24 protein-coding genes are annotated in these 20,915 nt (G+C 69.0%); 3 read left to right on the top strand and 21 right to left on the bottom strand.

Annotated elements, in window-relative coordinates; genetic code table 11:
* Positions 1-48 precede the first annotated feature (48 nt).
* The 9 genes from BN159_RS38230 to BN159_RS38270 form a co-directional block, all read right to left on the bottom strand.
* Positions 49-471 (bottom strand): hypothetical protein, encoded by a 423-nt coding sequence (locus BN159_RS38230; RefSeq protein ID WP_015662419.1) that lies wholly within the window; start codon positions 469-471, stop codon positions 49-51.
* 82 nt (positions 472-553) lie between these two features.
* Positions 554-2,272, bottom strand: a complete 1,719-nt coding sequence (locus tag BN159_RS38235) for a relaxase/mobilization nuclease domain-containing protein (RefSeq protein ID WP_015662420.1) — start codon at positions 2,270-2,272, stop codon at positions 554-556.
* Positions 2,269-2,556: a MobC domain-containing protein gene (locus BN159_RS47265; protein ID WP_106435963.1), complete on the bottom strand. Its 288-nt coding sequence runs from the start codon at positions 2,554-2,556 to the stop codon at positions 2,269-2,271. The genes BN159_RS38235 and BN159_RS47265 overlap by 4 nt, the downstream gene beginning before the upstream one ends.
* Positions 2,557-2,882: 326 nt before the next feature.
* Complete coding sequence (locus tag BN159_RS38245) at positions 2,883-3,170, bottom strand: hypothetical protein (RefSeq protein WP_015662422.1); 288 nt, start codon at positions 3,168-3,170, stop codon at positions 2,883-2,885.
* A gap of 43 nt (positions 3,171-3,213) precedes the next feature.
* On the bottom strand, positions 3,214-3,405 hold the full coding sequence (locus tag BN159_RS38250) for a hypothetical protein (RefSeq protein ID WP_015662423.1): 192 nt from the start codon (positions 3,403-3,405) through the stop codon (positions 3,214-3,216).
* The gene (locus BN159_RS38255) at positions 3,402-5,057 is read right to left on the bottom strand and encodes a coiled-coil domain-containing protein (protein WP_015662424.1); all 1,656 of its coding nucleotides are present in this window, start codon (positions 5,055-5,057) and stop codon (positions 3,402-3,404) included. Before BN159_RS38255 ends, BN159_RS38250 begins: the two co-directional genes overlap by 4 nt.
* Entirely contained in the window at positions 5,054-5,677 is a 624-nt protein-coding gene (locus BN159_RS38260) for a WhiB family transcriptional regulator (protein WP_015662425.1), read from the bottom strand. The genes BN159_RS38255 and BN159_RS38260 overlap by 4 nt, the downstream gene beginning before the upstream one ends.
* A gap of 146 nt (positions 5,678-5,823) precedes the next feature.
* Positions 5,824-6,513, bottom strand: a complete 690-nt coding sequence (locus BN159_RS38265) for a zinc finger domain-containing protein (protein WP_015662426.1) — start codon at positions 6,511-6,513, stop codon at positions 5,824-5,826.
* A 5-nt stretch (positions 6,514-6,518) separates the two neighbouring features.
* Positions 6,519-7,421, bottom strand: a complete 903-nt coding sequence (locus tag BN159_RS38270; protein ID WP_015662427.1) for a DNA-binding protein — start codon at positions 7,419-7,421, stop codon at positions 6,519-6,521.
* Between the two features lie 736 nt (positions 7,422-8,157).
* Here BN159_RS38270 and BN159_RS38275 point away from each other — a divergent pair.
* Positions 8,158-9,054, top strand: coding sequence for a helix-turn-helix domain-containing protein (locus BN159_RS38275; RefSeq protein WP_015662429.1), 897 nt, complete (start codon positions 8,158-8,160; stop codon positions 9,052-9,054).
* A gap of 63 nt (positions 9,055-9,117) precedes the next feature.
* Here the strand turns inward: BN159_RS38275 and BN159_RS38280 are convergent, their stop codons facing one another.
* From BN159_RS38280 to BN159_RS43050, 3 genes are read right to left on the bottom strand one after another with little or no spacing between them, the layout of a single operon-like run.
* On the bottom strand, positions 9,118-9,570 hold the full coding sequence (locus tag BN159_RS38280) for an NUDIX domain-containing protein (RefSeq protein ID WP_015662430.1): 453 nt from the start codon (positions 9,568-9,570) through the stop codon (positions 9,118-9,120).
* Between the two features lie 2 nt (positions 9,571-9,572).
* On the bottom strand, positions 9,573-10,859 hold the full coding sequence (locus BN159_RS38285; RefSeq protein ID WP_015662431.1) for an MAB_1171c family putative transporter: 1,287 nt from the start codon (positions 10,857-10,859) through the stop codon (positions 9,573-9,575).
* Entirely contained in the window at positions 10,846-11,526 is a 681-nt protein-coding gene (locus BN159_RS43050; RefSeq protein ID WP_015662432.1) for a hypothetical protein, read from the bottom strand. Before BN159_RS43050 ends, BN159_RS38285 begins: the two co-directional genes overlap by 14 nt.
* A 458-nt stretch (positions 11,527-11,984) precedes the next feature.
* On the opposite strand from BN159_RS43050, the gene BN159_RS38295 reads away from it, so the two are divergent.
* Entirely contained in the window at positions 11,985-12,803 is an 819-nt protein-coding gene (locus tag BN159_RS38295) for an MmyB family transcriptional regulator (RefSeq protein ID WP_041820439.1), read from the top strand.
* Positions 12,804-12,928: 125 nt separating this feature from the next.
* Positions 12,929-13,132: a hypothetical protein gene (locus BN159_RS45485; RefSeq protein WP_041820440.1), complete on the top strand. Its 204-nt coding sequence runs from the start codon at positions 12,929-12,931 to the stop codon at positions 13,130-13,132.
* A 113-nt stretch (positions 13,133-13,245) separates the two neighbouring features.
* Here the strand turns inward: BN159_RS45485 and BN159_RS38305 are convergent, their stop codons facing one another.
* The 9 genes from BN159_RS38305 to fxlM form a co-directional block, all read right to left on the bottom strand.
* Positions 13,246-13,647 carry a hypothetical protein gene (locus BN159_RS38305; RefSeq protein ID WP_015662435.1) on the bottom strand — a complete coding sequence of 134 codons (402 nt, stop codon included), beginning with the start codon at positions 13,645-13,647 and terminating at the stop codon, positions 13,246-13,248.
* A gap of 43 nt (positions 13,648-13,690) precedes the next feature.
* Positions 13,691-14,902 carry an acyl-CoA dehydrogenase family protein gene (locus BN159_RS38310; protein ID WP_015662436.1) on the bottom strand — a complete coding sequence of 404 codons (1,212 nt, stop codon included), beginning with the start codon at positions 14,900-14,902 and terminating at the stop codon, positions 13,691-13,693.
* A 56-nt stretch (positions 14,903-14,958) separates the two neighbouring features.
* A complete protein-coding gene (locus tag BN159_RS38315) occupies positions 14,959-15,582 on the bottom strand; it encodes a GAF domain-containing protein (protein ID WP_015662437.1) in 624 nt (207 codons plus the stop codon).
* A gap of 22 nt (positions 15,583-15,604) precedes the next feature.
* Positions 15,605-16,240: a GTP-binding protein gene (locus BN159_RS38320; protein WP_015662438.1), complete on the bottom strand. Its 636-nt coding sequence runs from the start codon at positions 16,238-16,240 to the stop codon at positions 15,605-15,607.
* The gene (locus BN159_RS38325) at positions 16,215-16,592 is read right to left on the bottom strand and encodes a DUF742 domain-containing protein (protein ID WP_015662439.1); all 378 of its coding nucleotides are present in this window, start codon (positions 16,590-16,592) and stop codon (positions 16,215-16,217) included. The genes BN159_RS38320 and BN159_RS38325 overlap by 26 nt, the downstream gene beginning before the upstream one ends.
* A 1-nt stretch (position 16,593) precedes the next feature.
* Positions 16,594-17,022, bottom strand: a complete 429-nt coding sequence (locus BN159_RS38330; protein ID WP_015662440.1) for a roadblock/LC7 domain-containing protein — start codon at positions 17,020-17,022, stop codon at positions 16,594-16,596.
* Positions 16,997-18,616: an ATP-binding protein gene (locus BN159_RS38335; RefSeq protein WP_015662441.1), complete on the bottom strand. Its 1,620-nt coding sequence runs from the start codon at positions 18,614-18,616 to the stop codon at positions 16,997-16,999. The genes BN159_RS38330 and BN159_RS38335 overlap by 26 nt, the downstream gene beginning before the upstream one ends.
* A 438-nt stretch (positions 18,617-19,054) precedes the next feature.
* Complete coding sequence (locus tag BN159_RS45915) at positions 19,055-19,240, bottom strand: hypothetical protein (protein WP_157901138.1); 186 nt, start codon at positions 19,238-19,240, stop codon at positions 19,055-19,057.
* A 451-nt stretch (positions 19,241-19,691) separates the two neighbouring features.
* Positions 19,692-20,882 (bottom strand): methyltransferase, FxLD system, encoded by a 1,191-nt coding sequence (fxlM, locus tag BN159_RS38340; protein WP_015662443.1) that lies wholly within the window; start codon positions 20,880-20,882, stop codon positions 19,692-19,694.
* Positions 20,883-20,915: the final 33 nt, after the last annotated feature.

Raw genomic sequence — 20,915 nt, forward strand, 5'->3', positions numbered from 1 at the left:
CTCCGGGTGCCGACGAACGCAGGGGTGAAGGGAAGGGGTTTCGCGCTCTCAGCGGCCGAGGTGGCGCAGGCCGTCTTCGAGGGTGGGGTGGAAGTGGTCGACCGGACCGGAGTTGCGGTTGTACCAGGCGGTGTCCAGCCGGGTCTCCTGCGCCTCGTGGCCGGCCTCGCAGCGCAGCCACACCGAGTCGTCGCGCATGTTGAAGACGGTCCAGTTCCGGTACGCACCGCAGTGGCACGCGTGGACTTCGCCGTCGATGACGAGCGGCAGGTCCCAGCGCATCATGAAGCCCGACACGTCCTGGCGGCACGGTGCCCGGAACTCCGGCGGCAGGAAGTCGGGCACCATGGTGGTGTCGGTCGGCGCGGCCGGGACGGGTGCCTCGGGCCACTCGGTGTGCATGGCCAGCAGCGCTTGGCCGGCACGCTGGGCTTCACGGAATTCTCGGTCCGCACGGGTGCGTCGGAACATGCCGTCTCCATCTCTGTCGTCTCGCCTGCACGAGGAGAGTGCCGCAAGTCCCTGACCTGCTGCAACTCTAAGAATGTTGAATTCAGCGGGACTTGGCGGAGCGCTCCTTTCGGTTCGCCGGACGCTTCGCGGGACCGCGGGTGGCGGTGGGCGTGGTGGCGGTGTGCTCGGGCGAGGTGGACGCGTCGGCGGGCAGGTCGGCCATGCGTCGCAGCCTCCACACGAGGACGTCGCTGATCGAGTCGGCGGTGTCCAGCTCCCGTCGCTCGGCGGCCTCGGCCAGGAGCGTGGCCGGGTCGTGCCCGGCGCGCTCTACGTCCGCGAGCGTAGCGGCCAGGGCGTACCAGCCCGGCTCGGCGAGGACCTGCTCGGCCAGCTCCGGCACCGCCCGGCGAAGGTGGGCGGTCTGCTTGCGCTGTAGGGGCTGGGACAGGTTCCGACCGCGCTGGTACATGGGGCCCAGGTACATCGGTGCGGCGGCCTGGTAGGCGGCGCGCAGATGCTCGGCGGCCTGGCGGGCGGCAGCAGCCTGCTGGGCGTGCTCCTTCTTCCCGTGCCAGTGGGCGGCTGCGAGGACGAAGAAGATGGCCATGTCGATCAGCATGGCGGTGGTGGCGCCGTCCTCCCCGCGGCCGAGCGCGGGCCCGCCGTGGACGAGGTTGCGGGCTGCCTGCCGCAGGGCGCGGTCGTGGCCGCGCTCGGCCCGGATGTGGGAGCGGGAGGCCCGCTCGAACGCCCAGGCGGCCTCTCGCAGTTCACGGCGGGTGTGTGCGGCCGAGGTCTTGGCGAGCGCGTCGAGCATCTCGCCGCCCGCGGCGATCAACGCGGAGATCTGTCCGTCGTCGCCCTGGTCGATGATGAGTACGGCCTGCCAGGACGCCGACGTCGCCTGGCGGCGTGCGGTCGATGCAGTGACGCGCGCCGAACCAGCCGAACGATCCGTGTCGGGGTCGTGGCTGCCAGCGGCATCGCTGGCCCACCGTTCGCGGATACGGGGCAGGGAGAGGTCGGGGGCGAGTTTCGAGCCGGGGTAGAACACGGGCTCGCCGTCCTTGTTGAGGTCGTCGGTGAGGGCGACCTTGTAGCCGAGGAGGTCGCCGGAGGGCGCGACGCGCTCTTCGACCAGGACGCTGGCAGCGGTCAGGCGGTCGAAGAACTCCCCTTCGCTCTGTACGCCGGCGACGGCGCGGCGCACGGTCTCGCGCAGCTCCTCGCGAGCGGTCCGCTCCCGGCCCTGGCGTTCAGCCTTGTGGCGCTCGGCGCTGGTGGGCCTCTTCGCAGCGGTGCCGTCCCCAGGATTGACTCGCTGCAAGCCGTATTCGACCTCAAGGAGACGGGCCTCGGCTTGGGCGCGTTTGCCGGAGCGGTGGTGGTTGGGACGGCGCCCGTCCTCGCGTACGAGGGTCGCGATGATGTGGATGTGGTCATCGGCATGGCGGACGGCCGCCCAGCGGCAACCCGCACCGTCGCCCGGATCGATGCCGGTCGCGGCTACCATGCGGCGCGCAATGTCTCCCCACTCCTCGTCGGACAGGATGCGGTCCTCGGCGGCGTTTCGTACGGACAGATGCCACACGTGCTTCTCGGGGCGCTGGTCGGGGTCGAGGAGCTGCAAGGGCTGGTCGAGAAGTTGCTGGAGGTCCCGCCTCGTCGCGCCCGGGTCACGGCCGGGGTCGGGGGCCATGCCGTCGAACGAGGCGACGAGGTGGGGGTCGATGTGCTCCTCGCGAGTGCCCTTGCCGTAGAGGTAGTTGAGCAGAAAGAGGGTCTCGCTGCCTTGCTTGTGGACCTGGGGGATCAAGCAGCCACGCCCACTTGCTGGTTGGCGACACGGTCGGCGGCAACCTGCACCGACTTGGCCGCGCGCTGAATGTCGGCGATGACCGCCGCCAGGTGAGGAACCTCGCCACCAGTGTTGAGGGCCTTGGCGACCTGATTGAGATTGCTGCCGGCCCAGCCGAGCTGCCGGCGTGCGGCGAACAGCTCAGTGAGCACATCGCGTTCGGTGGCAATGGCCACGGCGGTACGCGACTGATCGCGGGACATGGCCAGGCCGGAGTAAGCGAGGAAGCCCGCCGTGCTCATGCCGACGGCGTCTGCACCCCCTTGGATGAGAGCGTGCTCGGTTTCGTTGAGGCGGACGCTGTGGGCGCGGCGCTGCTTCTTATCGCGCGGGCGCGACTTCCCCTTGGACCGCCCCGAACGGGTGGGCCTTGGCTGCGATCCGCCCTCGGTCGCAGCCTTCCCGTCCGGCGCCCCCTGGCGCTGGTCGGGCCCCGCCACCCCTGGGGCGGGGACTGGTTCGGACACTCCCCCCGCGGGGGAGTGTCCGAACCTCCATCTTGCTTGCGCTGAGGTCGAGTTGGCTTCCGGCTCATCGGGCGTGGGAGCCGGGTTTGTTGTCGGGTTCGTCATCGGGTGTGGTTCCTCGTGGTGCGGATGCGGTGCTGGATCTCGGCGGCCAGGTCGACCATGGCGGTCGCGCCGTCGAGGACGCGGACGGGCGCGTAGGGGTGGTGCTGGACGAGCCACTGGCCGGTGGGGGCCAGTACGGCGGTGTGCAGCAGTTGGTGGCGCACGAGCACGTCGGCCCAGGCGCCGGCCTCGGCGGTCGACGGGATGTGCGTACGCGGGTGGCGGGCAGGAATGGCGATCCCTTCGTGGCAGGAGCGGTGGCCCGACCGAGGCCGGGCCACCATGGAGAATGTGGATTCAGGGGCGTGACCTGCTGCTTTGCAGGTGTCAGCCGCACTCGCGACAGCGGTCGAGGTGCGTGTTGAGGGCCCGCGCCATGTTGCGCTTCACCGAGACGGCGCTCTTCGCGCTGGTCTTCGCCAGCGCGGATCCCTGGTGGCGCTCGGCGTGGCCGCGCAGGAAGCTGACGTCCCGCCCGAAATCGGCCTTGATGGTGGCGAACCTGCGGCAGGTTTTCATCGGGTCGTACTCCTTGCCTCGGCGCGCAGCCGCTCCAGGACGGGCGTCAGGCTCTCGTTCCGGCCGCCCGGCAGCCCCAGGTCGCGATAGATCTCGCGCAGTTGGGGACGGGTGATGGAGGCGTTGCCGTCCCGCTCCAGCTTTTCGGGGACGTGAGGACGGACGATCTTGACCCGCTCCTCGACGCTCATCTGGTTCCGCCGAGGGCGCTTGGGCTTCCCGCCACCCGGCCGACTCCGCTGTGCCTTCGTCTTCCGGCGTCCGGGGACGGTGTGGGGACGGTCCCCTTCGGTCCCCGTCCCCGTTTCGGTGTCGGGGTGTTCGCGGTCCCCGTTGGTGTTGGGGACGGTGTGGGGACGGTCCCCTTCGGTCCCCGTCCCCGTCTCGGTGTCCGGGTGCTCCCGGCCCTCGTTGCCATTGGGGACGGCTGCCGGGGACGGTCCTGTACCGCCCTGAGCAGCACCTTCGTGGGCGTCCGCGGCACTACCGTCCCCGTCGGCATCAGCCGCTTCGGCCCTGGCGGGCACGTCGTCTCGGTCCCCGATCGGTGCCGCTGTGCCCTTGCTCAGCAGGCTTGAGCCGGGCTTGTGGACGCGGTCCCCGTTGGTGTTGGGGACGGTGTGGGGACGGTCCCCCTCGCTCCCCGTCCCCGTCCCCGATTCCGCACGGTCCCCGTCCCCGGCGGTTTGGGGACCGTCGTTGGGGACCGTGCTCAGCCGCCGACCGACCTGCTTCTCGTCCGGCGGCAGGGTCACCGGGGACGGGCCGAGAGGGGACCGCTCCTCTCGATCGGCGTCCTGGCCGTGCATGTCCTGCACCCAGGGTGACGGCAGTTCGACGGTGGCGAGGGCTACCGCGTGCCGGCGGGCGGCGAGCTGCTCAAGGAGAGCCTGACGCTGCTGAGGATCGTTGCCGACCCCGGCTCGGCTGAGGGCCGACTGGAGCCGACGGGTGATCCTGGTGTCCTTCTCGCGATCCGCTGCCGACATCGACGCCAGTTGGGAGGCCAGGGCCACTGCCCGCTGAGTCGCGCGGTCCTTGGTGATCTGTGCGGCGTCGCGGTTGCGGGTGGCGATGCCCAGGCGGGACAGGAGCCGTTCTCGTGCTTCGCGTCCGAGCGTGGCCAGGAGCCCCTGCGAGGTGGCGTCCGGCTTGTGTAGCCGCAGCTCGATGCCCATGGCCAGGTGCCAGAGCACGGCTGCCATGACCGGGCCGACGAAGGCCCGCACGGTGCCGCCCACCGTGCCCGACTCGGCGTACGCCGGGATGATCTGCACCCCGGTGATCGCCCACACCAGGGCGCCGGGCAGGCCGGGCGCTCCCTGGGTCTTCAGGTTCTGCCGGGCCATCAACGCGGTCGCGAACAGCGCCGCCTCACCCGCGCTGAACATCATGGCCCGCTCGACGGTGCCAGCCATGTCGAGGTAGTCGGCGGCGAACCGCCAGCTGGTGTCGCCGGAGTAGACGGTGCAGTTGAGGGCGGCGAGGGCCGAGACCCAGACCGCGGGGGTGCCGACGCGCTTGCCGTCAGCCCGGTTCCGGTTACGCCGGATCGACCAGCCGGCAAGCGCGAGGGCGAGCAGCCCGACGGCCGCGACCACGTAGACGGGCTCGATGCCGTAGGGCAGGGACGTGGCGATGGCGTTTGTCATGCGGCCTTTCGGAGGGCGGCGATCAGGGAGTCGGTCTGCACCTGGCGAGGCACCTGCACCGGCGAGGCGACGTCGTCGTCCCCCGTGGTCTCGTCGGTCGGCTCGGTCTCGTCGGCCTGGTCCCAATAGCGGTCGCGGTCGGCGACAGCGTGGGCGGCGTTGCGCATCAGGTCGCGCGCCCAGTCGAGGTCGAGGCGCAGCGTGTGCGCGAGGCGGTCGGGGCTCCAGCCGCGGACGTAGGCGTGGCGGGTGACGGCCTCGCGCTCGGCGTCGCTGAGGTGGATGTCGCGCCCCTCGAAGGCGGCCTTCACCCGGCTGTAGTCCAGACGCTTGTTGACCTTGGCGTGCCAGGGGCGGCGCTCGTCCTCGGTGATCCCGCCCCACATGCCCTGGCGGATCTCGTTGTCGAGGGCGTAGTCGAAGCACGCCTTCTTCACCGGGCACCGGCCGCAGATCGACTTGGCCTCGTCGATCGCCGCGCGGTCGCGGGCGGCGTGGAAGAAGAGCTCGTCGATGTCCTTGGCCGGCATGTTGTGGCACCGGCCGCGTTCCTGCCAGCTGTGGTCGGCGATGCCCCGGATGGTCGGGGTCGGGGTGTCGTTGGTGGTGATGTGGCGCAAGGCAGTCTCCGGATGTCGCCTCGGTCGGCAGGGGCCGCTCGGCACCGGTGGTGGCTGGGGTGCGGCGGGGCGCTGCGAGGCGGGCTCGGGGTACGGCGGTGAGCCGTACGCAAGGCGGAACGTTTCTGTGGAGAAGCGGGCTGCGGTCAGGCGGCGGGCGCCTGGGCCTGCGCCGCCAGGGCGCGGTCGATGCGGCCGGGGTGGGCGGTGGCGCGCGGTGCGTTGCCCCGGGCGGCACCGTCGAGGGTGATGCGCCGGCGGCGGCAGGGCTCGCCCTTGTCGGCGTGACACCACTCGCACGGCACCGCGAGGACGTCGGGGCCGCCGGCGGCGATGGCGGCTTCGCGGGCGGCGCGGGCCGGGCGGTAGGGGGCCAGCTCGGCGCGGACAGCGGCCGGGATGTAGGAGCCGACGGCGGCCAGCTGGTCCTTCAGGCCCGGCCGGTGGCGCCCGGCGGTAATCCCGCGGTGCGCCGAAGGCGCGGTGTGCCCGGCGGCGACGGCGTCGCGTGCCGCTAGCAGCTCCGCCCGCCAGGCTTGCGGGTTGTCCGGGTCGGCCATCGGCGTCGGGTCGGTGTGCCGGGCCAGACGCTCGCGGCGGTGCGCGTGCCACTCACGGGCCACGTCGGCCGGCAGGATTGGGTACGGCGAGCTGACGATGCGCTTGCGGACGGTCTCGCGCACATCCCAGCCCTGACTGGTGGTCATGGGCACGTCGCCGAGCAGCTCGTGCCACATGGCGAGCTGGTCGCGGGCTTCGCCCGAGTCGGTGCGGATGGTGCGGGGGTCCAGGCGGCCGACGTAGGTGAGTACGGCAGCAACTTCACGGCGGTCCAAGGTAGTTACTCCGTTCCAGTCGGTTCGTCGACGGCGGCGAGCAGGGCGGCCATGTGCAGGTCGGCCTTGGTCATGCCGGCCTGCGGGGCGGGGTTGCCGCCGGGCAGGGCGTAGAGGTTCGGGCGCTGTGGTGTGGGTGTGTGCTCCCGGGTGATCCAGGACTGCCAGTCGGCAGCCCAGGCAGCGGCCGGCCGAGGGCTCCAGGCGGCGCGGTAGTGGCGCCACTTCGCGTCGGCGGCCTGCATGCCCTGCTCGCCGAGGCGATCGAGGTGTCCCTGCTGCTGGGCCCAGGACAGGCTCGCGTCGTCGACCTGCCAGTCGGTGGCCGAGGTGAGGTCGGCAGCACTGCTGCTGTACCTACGGTTCACCTTCGGTTCACTACGGTTCTGGGGGTCAGAATCGGACCCGGGGAGGGGTCTGGATCTGACCCGGGGAGGGGTCGGATTCTGACGATGGGGGTCGGGATCTGACCCGGTCGGATTCTGGCGACGGGGGTCGGATTCCGACCCGGTCTTGGGCCAGATGCCGTGCTTGCGCAGCCGCTCGATGTCCAGCTCGGGTACCGGATCGGACTCGTCCGGGGGCCCGACGTACGTCTCGGGGTCGTCCTCCCGGGCCGCCGCGACCTTGGCCAGCCACGCAGCGGCGCGCGGCAGCCGGAAGACCGTGCTGTGCTGCGGGCCGTCGAGGTCGTCGAGCACCTCTAGTTCGCCGCTCTCGGCCAGCGCGGCCAAGGCGCCGCGTACGGCGTTGCGGCTTGCGTTCGTACGCTTCATCAGCGAGGTGAGGGACGCCCAGGCGACGCACTGCTCGTCGGGGATCCGGTCGGCGATCGACAGCAGGACCAGGCGCGCGTTTCCGCGGCTGGCGCTGTACTCCCACGCCCATTCGCGGGTGTCCCGGCTCATCGGGTCACCGCCGAAACGGGGCGGGCGGCGGGGGCCGGCTCCGCCACGAGGGCGCCGAGCAACCGGTGCGCGGTCAGGGAGCCAGGCGGCGAAGCGAGGACGGCTGCCGCGCGAGCCGGGGACACCGGCCTTTTGCGCAGGGCAGGCGGCATGGAAGACTCTCCTCCGTAGCGAAACCCGCGCCGGTGTGCCTCGTAGGAAAGGACCGGTGCGGTGAAGGTGGGTAAATCTCCGCCCTTGCCGGGGCAGGAGTGCCATTTGGCGTTCGGCGTCCGGGAGTTACCGCTCCATGGGCGCCGTCGCTGTGTTCGGGGCTATCTCATCCCGAGTGGATCGCGCGTTCTGCGTAAGCTCCTAGCGTCGTCTGCCGCGGGGCGGTGTGCCCGGCGAGGGACGATGAACATATGCAGGTCCTGCGGCAAGATCCAGACCTTGCTAAAGGACCCTCTACAAGTCGCAACGGAGGGCGGCGGCACCTGTGCCTACGGACGTAGACGGCGGGCCGGGACGCAGGCGGCAGGATGATCGCCTCGACGGGCGGACGACGGAAGGCACGCAGCGACTCCGGGACTCGGGTGCCGCAGGGACGTTTCATCTCCTGTGGGCACGACGGCTTGAACCGAGGTACGCTGACTAGCTGCCCCGATCGATGGAACGAAAGTATCCTCGTTTGGCCCATCGATCAAGTGGGTAGCTGTGTCGACGGGCCCAGATCGGATCAGGAAGGACGTGTGGGATGCCGGCTCGCCGGTTCGACCCCAACCGTGTGCTGCTCGCCCGGAGGGAGGGTGGCTTCAAGCAGACCGACGTGGCGAGCCATGTGGGGGTCAGCGGTGCTCGGGTCAGTGCCTGGGAGACGGGACGCTCCGTTCCCGACCCGGAGAAACTGCCCCGCCTGGCCGAAGCTCTCAACCGTGACCTCGACGACCTGTTTCCCCGTGACGGGCGTCCTGATCTTGCTGACCTGCGGGCTGACGCCGGGTATACCCAGGCGGCCACCAAGGAGCTGACCGGAACGAGTACCGCTGGCCCGGTGGCTGCAGCGGAGAACGCGCAGCGACGCCTGGCGGAGGAGTACGAGCCGAAGCTGGCGGAAGCATACGGCGTAAGCGTCGAAGCCCTGCGGCGTGCGCAAGACCGATCCTTCGGCATCGACGTGCCCGAGCCCGGCGAGGCTGTCCCCGGGGCCGAGGGGCAGGAGCCGCGGCTGCGCGGCGAGGAGATGCTTCCGGAGACTCTGGCGGAGAAGATCACGTATCTGCTGGAGCGGCTGCCGATCCCGCCCTCGGACGCACAGCTTGCGGCCCTCGGCAATGACCGTACGGGCCGCGAGGTCCTCACCGAGGATCTGGTGCGCGACCTGCGGACCGGCAAGGTGAGCAGCGCGCAGGACGATGTGCTGGACGCGCTCGCGGAGGCGCTGGACACGACACCGTTGATCTGGTCGCAGGATGCAGACGTGCAGCGGATCATCGGTGGGACGATGCTGCTCAGGGGGCAGATCTCAGCGATCGCCGCCCGCGGCGGTGAGGAGAAGGGACTGCCGGCGGACCTGCTGGACTTCATCCTCCACGAGGTCGACAAGGCCCGGTCCGAAGCCCAGGGCGGACCTGGGCGGCCTGCCCTGCCGTAACAGCGCGCCAAACGCTGAGCTCGGCCCGAGAGGACTTCCTCGAGCCGGGCCCCTTTGCGCTTCCTACAGGCGCACCGTGAGCACTCGCGGGTGCTGGTCGGAGCGGGCGGCGAGGGCGGCCTGCCAGACGTCGGTCAGGTGCGGAGGGACCAGTCCGTCCTCCATGCTGTCCGGTCGGCAGAAGCGGAACTCGCTCAGCTCCTCCTCCTGCATCGTGATCGCGGCCTGGTCCTCCGGGCTGAGGACACCACCGTCGAAGACGTACAGAACCTGCGCTCCTCGGCCGCGAACGCTGACCCAGGCGTGGACCAGGAGACCGCCGATGGGCGGGGTAATGCCGAGTTCCTCGCGCACCTCGCGTGCGACTGCCTCGTGGGGGGTCTCGCCCTCGTCGACGGCGCCGCCGGGGAGGTTCCAGAACTTCTTGTAGGTCGGGTTGACGATGAGGACCTCACCGTCGGCGTTGGAGAACAGTGCCGCGGCGGAGGCGGTCAGCGAGAGGGGGGAAGCGTTCATGGTCATGTCCTGGTGGTGTGGACGAGGGACGGTGTTTCGGAGGAGCTCAGGAGGCGGGTGGTGCTCGCAGGGCTGGCGGTGCGGTAGGACTCGGCGACGCGCAGCAGCCAGGGGATCTCCGTGGCGAAGTCGTCGCCGGCCGTGTGAAAGGCGGCCGGCGCCCCGGCTGGTCGGTCGGCGGCCCCGAGTGCAGCCTTGAGCCAGTACGCCTCGGCCGTGGCGTCGGCGTCTGAACCTTGGCGGCCCTCCGCCTTGGCGAGTTGGACGGCGCGCGCGTAGAGGTCGGCGGGTGCGCGCCGCCGCAGTTCGTGGGTAGCGTCGCGGATCTCAGTGACGTAGCGGCCGAGGCGGATCTGCGGGGTGGCGTCGTGCGACAGCACGTCCCGTATCGCGTTGAGAGGGCCGGCGGCCCGGTGGCCGTTGAACAGATTGCTCGGCTGGTAGAGAGCGATTCCGTTCACAGCGAGAACAAGGTCGCGCCAGAGCGGGTGGAGCCCGATGACGGCTCTTGTGCTCCGGAGCCGTGCCTGCGCGGCGTGGATCGCGGGGGTGACCGAGCCGAGCAGCCACAGCAGGAAGCCCCCGTACAGCACCGTGTCGGTGATGCGCTCTTGGTCGGCGAGCGCCCGCGCGGAGAGTGGATGGAGCGTGGTGGGAACCAGGAAGGCGGTGCGCAGGGCTGCGTACACCACGATGAGGACCATGCCCGCGGCCATCATCGTCAGGCCGACGCGCAGGGGCCACCGCCGGGCATGCCGCGATGCCCGGCCCCACTGGTATCCGCACACCAGCGCGGCGCCGACGGTATACAGATAGAGCAGCCCCATATAGAGCGCGAGGCCCGGCTCGCCGGCATGTCGGCCCATGAAGTACGGGCTGTCGGCTGCGGTCTTGGTCCGGTCCAGGGCGAGGAAGAACACCAAGGCCAGGCATGCCACGGTGGCGAGCGAGGCGCGGGCCGCGACGCGGTGCACGAGAGCCGTGATCTTGATGTGGCGGGCGGTTGTGTCCTCGTCCGCGTACACGCCGGTGACATAGGTCAGCAGCACGCAGGTGCCGACGATCGCCAAGGAGTGCTTGAGGAGGGTGGCCAGGTCGTTGACCCCCAGTGGATCGATGACGGCCCGGCCGAAGTCGGTGCGAAGCCACCACGAGAGGGCGAAGGCGGTGAAGGCGCCCCACAACGAGCGCCCGCGGCGCCGGCCGCGTACGGCGCCAGGCAGGCGCACGGCGATCTGGAGCAGCAGGAGCGCGACGATCAAGGAGACGATCACATCAGGGACGGACACGGTTCTTCCGAGGGGTGCGGGGGAGGGGGATGGAGCGGGGGTGGGAGAGGTCTTCGTCGAGATGACGCAGGGTGGGATCCTCGATGTAGTCGGTCGCGTACGCCTCGTGGTGCAGCAGGTCGGCCAGCATCTCGGCACGCCGCTCGATATGGGAGTCGTAGCGGTGGCGGGCCATGACGCGGCCCCGCGTGGTGAGCCGGTGCAGGACGTTGGGAGGGAAATCGGGCAAGAGCCTGGCGAGTTGTTCGAAGCTCTCCTCGATGGTGTCGTCGCACCACAGATGAGCCAGCTCGTGGAGGATGATCCGCATCCGATGGAATGACGTGGTGCCCTCGACGTACAGGACCAGGTCGACGGGGACGTCATCCAGCTGGAGCCACAGTCCGCCCACGTCGGTGTGGGCCAGCAGATGGTCCGGAATCGGCACCAGCTTGATACGCCGTCCCGTCACAGCCTCAATGCCTGCGATCAGCCCTTCCAGAGTGAACGGCCTTGGGATCGGCATGTCGGCCAGCAGGGCCTGGCACTCCTCACGCAGCTCGCGCCGCGCAGTCGCCTTCGTGGGACGCTTCCCCCAGGTCCGGTGTGTTCCTTTCTGCCGCCAGTCGGCGAGACGGGCCACCCATCTTGGGGCACCGTCATGGCGGTTGATGTCGAGCGTCGTCATTAGCCGACTTCGCGGACAGCCGTGGCGGCTGTGTTCGGCTTCAGCAGGTCCTGGCGCTGCACCACCGGCACGGTGTCACCGTATTGCCGGAAAGCGCAGTCCGCGACGGGGTGTATTCCGCCGTTGCCTGCAGTCAGAACGGAGCGCGACATGGAGATCCTTTACGAGCGCAAGCCGAGCAGGATTGCACCAGAGGGCTGTTCCCCTGGCGTCAGTGACCCTATGGCCGAATCTCAGAAGTCACAGGAATCACAGGTTGTGCCTATCCTTTGAGTGAGAACTGACAGTTCCCAACGGCGAGATGGTCGCTATTTCAACCATGTCTCGAAAGGTGTGGTTGCGCTTTTCAACTCACCCGGTATTTGGGCAGCGGTGATGAGGGGCTGGCGCTGCGGACGGTGGCGCTGAAGGCCGGGGGGCTGTGGCGTGGATCCCACCCAGGGCGTTATATGAATGTTATGAGCGATGGGGGCGGTGATCGCCTCCTTCTCACCCGCATACTTCGACGAGCGCGTGCACGTCGAAATACATCGGACATACCTGGGTTTACTGAGACGTTCGGTGCGAGGGCCGCCCGCGGGATCACCCAGGCGCAGACGGCTCAGTTGGCGGGCGTCTCCCGCCGCTGGTACAGCGCCCTCGAATCGGGGCGCCCGGCGAACTACAGCGATGCCTTTCTGTCTGAGGTACGCCGCGTCCTTGCTCTGGCCCCCGACGAATGGGACATCGTCCATCGCATCGCTCGCGGTCGAGCCCCGCACTCCGCCTCCGCGAGACCCCTCAATCGGCAGGTGCCGCCGGCCCTGCTCGCTCTCGTCGAGCAGAGTCCGACCTGGGGCGTCTATCTCAGCGACCATCGCTGGGATGTTCTCGCCTACAACGAGAAGGTCCAGGAGTACTTCCCCTGGCTGGTCAAAGGGATCAACGTCGTGGAATGGATGCTGACCTGGCCGGAGGCGCGAGTTCAGCTTGTCAACTGGCAGGAGGACTGGGCTCTTCCCACGATTGCTGCTCTCCGGGTGAATGCGGAACAGTGGCCACAAGACGAGCGCCTTCAGGAAGTCATTGAGACGGTGCGGCTCGACGCCAGAGCCCGCAAACTTTGGAACGCCTCCAACCTGCCGACGGCCAGCTATCCTGCTTCCAGCTCGCCTCGCCGCCTTTACCTGCCTCGCCATGGCGACAGAGAACTCGCTGTACGAGTCGTCGGGCTGACGCCCATGGAGATGCCTTCCTGCCGTCTGATAGTCATCACACCTGCAGAGCTGGTTCCGTGAAATGAGACGATCCCGCGGCTCCCTTGCCCCGCCTGCCACCCTCTGCTCCGCCGCGCGGCCAATCCGGCCGAACCCTCACCCCGGGAGGCCAACGTGATCCCTCCGCCCCTGCCCTACGCGGGTACGTGCGGTACGCGCCCGGCCGTCTCGGCAAGCCCTGGCTCGCCGCCCGCCTGATCAAGCGACGCGTCGAGGGCGGCGAGGCCGCGGGCGTGCCCGGGCTCGCCCCGCTCTTGTCCCGGCTGAGTGACGATGCCCAGCCCGGGGCGTCCTGGTCGCGTGGCGGTCGCAGGGTGCCGCGGGCCAGGACGGAGGCGGTGAAGCCGTAGCGTCCCAGCACGTTGAGCTTCTTGTGCTGGAGAGGAGACAGTCGCCCGACGTCCTCGTCGCGGATCTCGTGGCCCTCGGAGCGGGCTGGCGTCTCTAGGTCGGTTGAGTGACTTCAGCGGGTGCGGCGCTTGGCTGAGGCTGTCTGTGTGCGTCGATACCAGATGCCGTGCGCGCGCTCCAGCCTGCGCAGGAGCTCTTGCAACTGGCTGACCAGCACCAGCAGGTGTTCGTACGCCAGGTCCGCTCGCGGCCGGGAGCTGGCGCGGCCCTCGGTCTGCTCGATCAGTTTGTGGAGTTCGGATCGCTCCGTGTCCCCGAGCTGGGCGGCCAGGGCGCGGGCGTGCCTGATCAGGGTGGGGGTGAGCGCCTGCAGTGAGGTGAGCGTGTCGGCGACGGCTCGTGGGGCGGAAACGAGGCGCCGGTTCGCGATGGTGTGCAGCTCCCGCCGCGCGGCGATCAACCACGTGGTCACGTCGGTTTCGGCCGGGCTCGTGGCGGGAGTTGTGCTCGTCATGGACGTCTCCGTGTCGGTCAGCAGGGAGTTGGGGAACGGAAGGTCAGGCAAGGGGAGCCCGAGGGGCGGTTTGTGCGAGGTAGCGTTCGGACCACTGGATGCGGTCGAGACCGCGGGCGATTTCGCCGAGGCGGTGGAGCTGGAGGTCGTCCGGGCCGGCGGGGGCTGATATGAGGTCGATGTCGCGGGAGAGGCGGGATATCTCGTAATCGGCGCGTCCGCCGTATCCGCCGTGGGTGTCCTTGGCCTCCTGGAGCGAAACCTTGGCGGCCCGGCTGTTGACGAGCTTGCTGTTGAGCAGCTCGGCGTCGCAGGGAATGCCTTGGTCCAGGAGGTGCGCTGCCTGATAAACGGCGCCTTCCGAGGTCATCAGGCGGGACTTGATTTCCGCGAGGTGGTGGCCGACGACCGGCAGGTCGGCCAGGACACCCCCGTAGCGGGGGCGACTCGTGGTGAATGCGGTCGTCACGTCCAGCACACGGCGGTGAAGGCCCAGGGCGACGGCCGCGAGGTTGGGTCGGCCGCACACAAGGGAGGCGGTGTAAGCGATGTCCAGTCCGTCTCCTTCCGCGCCGAGCAGGGCGCTCGCGGGGACGCGGACGTTGCGCAGCCGCACGTTTCCGGCGGTGAAGCCGTGCAACCCGACCAGAGGTGGCTGGGTGACATCGAGACCGTCTTGGTCGCCTTCGACGAGGAAGGCTGACAGGCTCCGCGGGCCGCTGCGCTTGCCTGTGCGGGCGATGACGACGTAGAGGTGGGCGATGCCGGAGTCGCCGACGAAGCACTTGTCGGCGTTGATGATCCAGTCTTTGCCTTTGCGGCGCGCGGTGCTGGTCATGCCGATGACGTGGCTGCCGTGTTCGGGTTCGGTGACCGCGATGGCCATGTACAAGGCGCCGGCGGCGATCGAGGGGAGCCACTGCTGCCTCTGCTCGGGGCTGCCTCGGTACAGGAGGGCGAGCGTGGGGATGAGCGGGGCCTGCAGGATCGCGCCAGCTGCGCCGCTGATGTACGAGAGTTCATCGAGCAGGATCGTCTTGGCGAGGTGGCCGGCGGCCAGGCCCCCGTGCTCGGGGCCGATGAACACGCCGAACCAGCCTTGCTCGCCCATGAGGTGCGCAAGGTCGTGGTCGGTGTGCGTGCCCGCCGCCTCCATCTTGGCGACGCGGGGGGAGATCTCTGCGCGGGCGAACTCCCGGACGCGCTCGCGCAGGCTTCGGTGGGCGTCGGGCAGATACGCGTCGACAGAAGACATCCTGTGTTTCCCCTTCCTCGGGCCAGCGGGCCCAACAGCCTTGCCGTGGTGTGCGGTCAGCACGGCGGGGTGAGCAGGTGCGGCTCCTGGACAGGCAGTTCGTTGATCAGGGCCAGGGTCTGCTGCTGGTAGTGCTTCATGAGGCTGACGCTGGAGCGGCCCCAGGCCGTCACGCGGTCTCCGACCAGGCAGATGGTTCCGATGCCCGTGTCCGTTGACTGGTGGATGAGGGGGCCGCCGAGGTAGGTGCGGGCGCCGAGTCTGGCGACGGCGCCGTTTCCGGCCCAGCGGGGGGAGTCGTAGATGTCTTCCAGGGGCAGGATCTTGCGACGGTCCAGGGTGTGGACGCACCACCCCTGGTCGCGGGGCATGAACCGCTGCACGGGCGGAATCTCGCTGGCGGCGGTCTGGCTCGGGCCACTGCCTTGGCCAGCGGGGACGTACATGCCGGCGAAGTACTGGTAGCCGTCCTTGAAGATGTTGACCATGCTGTAGAAGCCGACCGGGCTCGCGACGAGTTCGGCCGCCTCGGCCGCGAGAGCCGCAGCGAGGTCGTCGAACACCGGGACCGGCCGGTCCTCGGCCAGGTTCAGGGCAGGCAACAGGCGCATGCGCGCGTCGAGTTCACGGTCGACGGGGACGAGTTCGGGGCGGGTGGTCTGGTCGTCGAAGGCGGTCATCGGTGGGTCTCCGGGACAAGGGTCAGGGGCGGGTGAGCAGCGAGGTGGGTCGGGTGCGTTCGCAGACGTGCTCGAACAGGGCGATCAGCACGCGCCGGGCGGAGGTCTTCTCGCGCGCGTCGCAGGAGACGACCGGGATCTGCGGAGCCAGATGGAGAGCCGCTCGGACGGCCTCCTCGGCATAGGGGTGAGCTCCGTCGAAGCGGTTGATCGCCACGATGAACGGTGTTCCGCGGCGTTCGAAGTACTCGACTGCGGGAAAGCAGTCTTCGAGGCGGCGCGTGTCGGTGAGCACGATGGCGCCGGCGGCGCCCTCCGACAGGTCGTCCCACATGAACCAGAAGCGGTCCTGGCCGGGCGTGCCGAACAGCAGCAGCTGGACCTGTGCTGTCGGGCCGAACCGCAGCTCTCTCAGAGTGCGGGCGCTGAGAGGGAAGGTCATGCGGCCGAAGTCCATGGCCACCGTGGTCTGCGACTTGCGTTCGATGCCGGTCAGGCTGTCTGTCCTGAGGCCGGCCATGGTGAGGTTCTCCTCAGTCCGCAGCGGCTTGATCTCGCTGACGGTGCTGACCAGGGTGGTCTTGCCTACCCCGAAGCCGCCCGCGACCACGACCTTGGCCGGGATCGTCAGGTCAGAGGCTTCTGCGTAGCCCGGCAAGGACGTCCTCCAGTACTCGTAGGTCGTTGGTGGCTGTGGTGAGCCCTGTCGGCATGGGCACCGTCAGGTAGCGGTCGTCGAGCAGGTCGGACAGCCAGATCTTGACCACTTGCAGGGGCTTTTCCAGCGTGGCGGCGATCTCGGCGACCGAGCGGGGCCCGGAGCGACACAGGTTGAACACTTGCGCGTAGTGGGTTTGCAAAGCCGTCGCGGGTGGTTCCCGGCTGGCCCGGACCATGGAGGTCCGGTCGAGTTCGGGGTGCGAGGCACGGACGCGTCCGTGGACCAGTGCGTACGGCCGGACCGAGCCCAGATCGTCTTCGATCCAGACGGCGTTGTCGTCGTGCGCCACTTCACAGGACCGGCTGGCCGCCGACGGCGCTCTGGTTGCGCAGTGCCACGGAGAGGTGCTCGGGCATGCGCTTGACCAGTAATGCCGTCTCGTAGGAGATCTGCTCGACGTCCGTGCTGCCGTCGGCCAGGACGCTGAGCAGTGCACCTTCCCCGGCCGCCATGATGAACAGGTAGCCCTCGTCCAGTTCCACGGTGACCTGGCGGACGCCACCGGCGACCTGGAGCTCGGCGGTGGCGCCGATGGCCAGCGAGTGCATCCCGCTCGCGATCGCGCTCAGGGTGTCCGGCTCGGCTCCTTCGCGGCTGCTGAAGTAGCTCACCTTCAAACCGTCTCGGGACGTCACCAGCGCGCTCTGCGCTCCGGACGTCCTCTCGACGAAGTCCTTCAGCAGCCACGTCAGGTCATTCGTCGGGGTGTCGGGCTTCATCGGATGCCTCCAAGGCGTGGGGGGATTCGGAATGATCAAGGGACGGGTGATCACCGGCGGAGCCCTGCTGGGCTGCGCGCCGGCGCCCTGCGGCGATCCGCGCCAGCAGTCCGCCGTCCGGTGGCTGAGCAGGCTCTGCGCGGCTCGGGACGCCCCTGCGCAGCCCCGCCGCCAGATAGGAGCGCGCGGGGTCGCGGACCGCCAGCGGCGGCGGAGTCTCGTCTCCCGCGATGGGCGTGCTCGCCTGGATGTCGGAGGACGGCCGCGGAGATATGGGCTCCCGAACGGTCCTGCGGTGGGGCAGAGGGGGTGTTCCCTGCCCGGGGGCGGCCCCCGCGTGTGGCAGCGTCCCGCGCCCGGGGCGCGCAGAATTGGGAAGTCCGCCCGAACCGGGGCCCCGGCGATGGTCATCGACTCGGTCTGATGGCCGCGCACCCTGAACACCCGGTGCGGGATGGCGGAATGGATGGACAGCCTGACCAGGCTCTTCCCCGCCTGCGGACGTACGGTGCATCAGATCGAACGGAATGACAACGACCGCCTGGTTGGAGTGGTAGACGTTGGTCTGCAGCCTGACCTGGAGACCGATCCGGCTGGCGTGGGTGGCCACCACCCACATCCCGATGCGTCCGTCGCGGACGTACTCGCCGACGTTGTGCCGTGACACGTCGGACAGCAGCCCGTTCAGCTGTTCCCGGGTGCGATCGGGCATCAGCCGTCCGTGATCGTCGACCTCGATGGCGATCCCGGCCGGCACCCGGACCACCCGGATCAGCACCGGTGTGTCTGGCGGCGAGAAGTTCGTTGCGTTGTCGATGAGCTCGGCCAACAGATGAATCAGGCCAGCAGCCGCTCGGCCGTGGATCTCGCCTTCGACCGGCGACGCCAGTTTCACACGCGGGTACTGCTCCACCTCGGCGATTGCGTGGCTGATCACGTCGGACAGCGAGGTCGGCCTGTCGGACCTCCGTGGCACAGAACCGCCCACCACGGCGATGCTCTCGGCGAAACGACGAGCGCGCGTCGCCATGTGATCCAACTGCCACAGAGGGCGCAGGACGTCAGGGTCCTCGATCTCGCGTTCCAGCTCGTCAAACGCGGTCAGCATCTGGTTGAGCAGCGTCAACATCCGCCGCCCGAGCGTCAGATGCGCGCGCTTTTCCTGCTGGGCGGACGCGCCGAGGACCAACGCCTGCGCTTCCCGTACGAACCGGTGCAGCTCGTACTCCAGAACGGCGAAATGGTCCCGATCGTGCGGAGGGTCGGGGAGTTCATGCAGGGCAGGCCGCTCACCGCGCTGGAGCCGGTCCATTGTCTGGCGGATGGCCTTACCACCATCGGCTGCCACCACCTGCAGCCGCGCGATCCACTGCTCCACCGCATCCGTGTTCGCTGCACGCTGGCGGTGCACTTCGCGGGCGGTCACATCACCGACACGCCAAGCCACTGCCACCACGATCAGACACCCGGCGGCTGCCGCGGACCACACCAACGCGATGCCAGCGGACCCCAGGCCCTGCGTACGGACTGCGTACTCCGCAGCGGACAGCACCAGCAGCGAGGCAACGGCAGGCAGGACAGTGATCAGCCGCATCCGCGACCGGAGACCTCGGGCGGAGGCCAGGCCCTGGCCAGGCGGTCTGCCGTGCCGCCGCCGAGCAGAACGGGACGGGCTTGAAGCATCAGACATCGGAAACCTCGGGGACGGACTGCCAGAAGGGAGCGCCAGCCACGTGACGTGGGCAAGGGGCAGGGAGGGGACCGCAGGGAGGAAGAGCAGGCCCCGGGGAACGGAGGGTGCCCACGTCCCGGCGGGCGCGTTGGGCCGCGGCGAGCCGGTCGCGCTGCCTTCGTCCGCGTTGCTCGATTGGGGCCGGCGGCAGGTTCAACACCCACCGGTTCCGGCTTCGAGCGCTGCCGTGTCTGGGCCGGGATCCGTGGAGGAGTGACTGCCGGGGCACAAGCGCCAGACCGCAGCCGACGGTGTGAGCGGCGCACGGTCGGGGTCTACGGGGGTGCCCCGGCAGCCGGTCTAAATGCGGATATCGCTGAGCGCCTCGGCTGCGCTCTGCACGATGCGGCTGATGGACGGAGTGAGGGAGCTGTCGTGGAGGTAGAAGCCCAGGAGCACGGCCAGCACGAGGACCAGGGAGACATTGATGCTCGCGGAACGGGACTTCTGCCGGGGGCGTGTTTCTGAGGAGTCCCGCGTGGTCAATCGGGTTGGCGGCGACGGCCAACGCGGCTGCGGGACTTGAGGCGTTCGCACACTTCATGGACGGGGTGCCCGCGCAGGTCGTGGCCGCGATCGTCCGGGCGCGGCCGAAGCAGGCCGTTATGCCGGGATAAGCGGGAATCAGGGCGGGCACGATCTCCTCCGGGTGTGCAGACTTGTCGTCTTGCGTCATGTCCGCGACGCCCGGGTGGCCGTTTCCAGCCTTCGCTGAGTTTATAGGTAAACCAGCACAGTATTCGACGGTCTCCGACCAGAATCCTGTGAAAGATACATGATGAACAGGGTAATTACGCCCAGAACGGAGTTGGCGCTGTGCTGCGGACTCCGGGACGTAAACCGACCAGGCTGAGAATCTTTCCGTCGAGGTTCATCCAGTGGCACCGCATGGGTCCTGAGTCGACGGATTAAGGCATTGGACTGGCTATTGCGAGGTTCAGTTGGTGCGAGGCCAGTCAACAACGAGACGGCTGTGGGTCTTATAGATGACGAAGCGCGGATCGGAGCCCTGCAGTTGGTCGCGGCTGTCACCGACGGCCATACGGAAGACGGGGGCGGGCGCGGCGTTTCCCCAGCTTTGGTCCCACTCGCCAATCGCGGTGGCGACTTGGTCGGCGAGCTCGGCGGCGCGCGGGCCGTGGCCGATAACGCCGATCTGCCAGAACACGCCTTGCTCATCTTCGCCTTCCCGCTTGGTGAGATAGGCCAGGGTGTCATTGTCGAGTGCGGCCATGGAGCCCCAACCGAAGTTCGGGATGAGACCGGGGCCGGAACCGGGCATCCGGCTCAGGCCATTGGGAAGCACGTATGCCAGGTATAGATAGAGCCACTCGTAGGAGTCGCCCTTGCGGAACTTCACGCTGGTGTAGATCTCAGCGGGGGAGTAGTCCAGGGCGGTGCGGATTGCCTCGCGGTCGACTTTCTGCTCGCTATAGGTTTCCAGGCGGACATTGCCTTCACCTGCCATGTCGACCATGGTGCGGATGTCGTTGCAGACGCCCTTGCGCAAGGGGACGAACGTCATCATCTCGGTGGAGACGGTCGTCCATGTCTCGCCGTCGCGTTCAAAGGCGAAGCTGCGGGAGATGCTGCCGCGAATCCGCATCGGGATGATCAGGCGCCCACCGGGGGCGAGTTGGTCGAGAATCGTCGGGGGGATGTCGCCGGCGCCGACCGTGAACTGCACGCGGTCATACGGGGCGTGCTGGGCAAGGCCCGTAGCACCGTCGCCCAGCACGACGGTCACGTTCGTGGCCTCAGCCTGCCCGAGATTCTCCCGAGCGCCGGTGACGAGGTCCTGGTCGACGTCCACGGTCCACACGTTGCCGTCGGGTGCTACGAGCCGTCCGAGGAGCGCCGCGTTGTAGCCGGTGCCGGCTCCTGCTTCCAGGATCTTGTGGCCGGGCTGGGCGCCCAGTTGCTCAAGCTGGGTGGCGACGACCGAGGGGGCGGAAATGCAGGAGATCATCGCGCCCGTCTCGTCGTGCTTGATGGCCACGGCGTCGTCGACGCAGGCGTCTTGAAGGTCGACACCTGGGAGGAACCGGTGGCGCTCGGTGCTCCGGAAAGCAGCTTTGATCTCCGGGGTGCGCAGGTGGCCGCTGTCGACGAGGCGGTAGGTCTTCACCCCATACGGTGGGGTCGGGAGTGGGCGTCACGG

Source organism: Streptomyces davaonensis JCM 4913 (assembly GCF_000349325.1).
Classification (GTDB): Bacteria; Actinomycetota; Actinomycetes; order Streptomycetales; family Streptomycetaceae; genus Streptomyces; species Streptomyces davaonensis.

What these genes read in the sequence shown, in the direction of transcription:
- BN159_RS38230 (WP_015662419.1), bottom strand. Translation starts at nt 471, where the DNA reads ATGTTCCGACGCACCCGTGCGGACCGAGAATTCCGTGAAGCCCAGCGT.
- BN159_RS47265 (WP_106435963.1), bottom strand. Translation starts at nt 2,556, where the DNA reads ATGAGCACGGCGGGCTTCCTCGCTTACTCCGGCCTGGCCATGTCCCGC.
- BN159_RS38245 (WP_015662422.1), bottom strand. Translation starts at nt 3,170, where the DNA reads ATGGTGGCCCGGCCTCGGTCGGGCCACCGCTCCTGCCACGAAGGGATC.
- BN159_RS38250 (WP_015662423.1), bottom strand. Translation starts at nt 3,405, where the DNA reads ATGAAAACCTGCCGCAGGTTCGCCACCATCAAGGCCGATTTCGGGCGG.
- BN159_RS38255 (WP_015662424.1), bottom strand. Translation starts at nt 5,057, where the DNA reads ATGACAAACGCCATCGCCACGTCCCTGCCCTACGGCATCGAGCCCGTC.
- BN159_RS38270 (WP_015662427.1), bottom strand. Translation starts at nt 7,421, where the DNA reads ATGAGCCGGGACACCCGCGAATGGGCGTGGGAGTACAGCGCCAGCCGC.
- BN159_RS38275 (WP_015662429.1), top strand. Translation starts at nt 8,158, where the DNA reads ATGCCGGCTCGCCGGTTCGACCCCAACCGTGTGCTGCTCGCCCGGAGG.
- BN159_RS38280 (WP_015662430.1), bottom strand. Translation starts at nt 9,570, where the DNA reads ATGAACGCTTCCCCCCTCTCGCTGACCGCCTCCGCCGCGGCACTGTTC.
- BN159_RS43050 (WP_015662432.1), bottom strand. Translation starts at nt 11,526, where the DNA reads ATGACGACGCTCGACATCAACCGCCATGACGGTGCCCCAAGATGGGTG.
- BN159_RS38295 (WP_041820439.1), top strand. Translation starts at nt 11,985, where the DNA reads ATGAGCGATGGGGGCGGTGATCGCCTCCTTCTCACCCGCATACTTCGA.
- BN159_RS38305 (WP_015662435.1), bottom strand. Translation starts at nt 13,647, where the DNA reads ATGACGAGCACAACTCCCGCCACGAGCCCGGCCGAAACCGACGTGACC.
- BN159_RS38310 (WP_015662436.1), bottom strand. Translation starts at nt 14,902, where the DNA reads ATGTCTTCTGTCGACGCGTATCTGCCCGACGCCCACCGAAGCCTGCGC.
- BN159_RS38315 (WP_015662437.1), bottom strand. Translation starts at nt 15,582, where the DNA reads ATGACCGCCTTCGACGACCAGACCACCCGCCCCGAACTCGTCCCCGTC.
- BN159_RS38330 (WP_015662440.1), bottom strand. Translation starts at nt 17,022, where the DNA reads ATGAAGCCCGACACCCCGACGAATGACCTGACGTGGCTGCTGAAGGAC.
- BN159_RS38335 (WP_015662441.1), bottom strand. Translation starts at nt 18,616, where the DNA reads ATGCGGCTGATCACTGTCCTGCCTGCCGTTGCCTCGCTGCTGGTGCTG.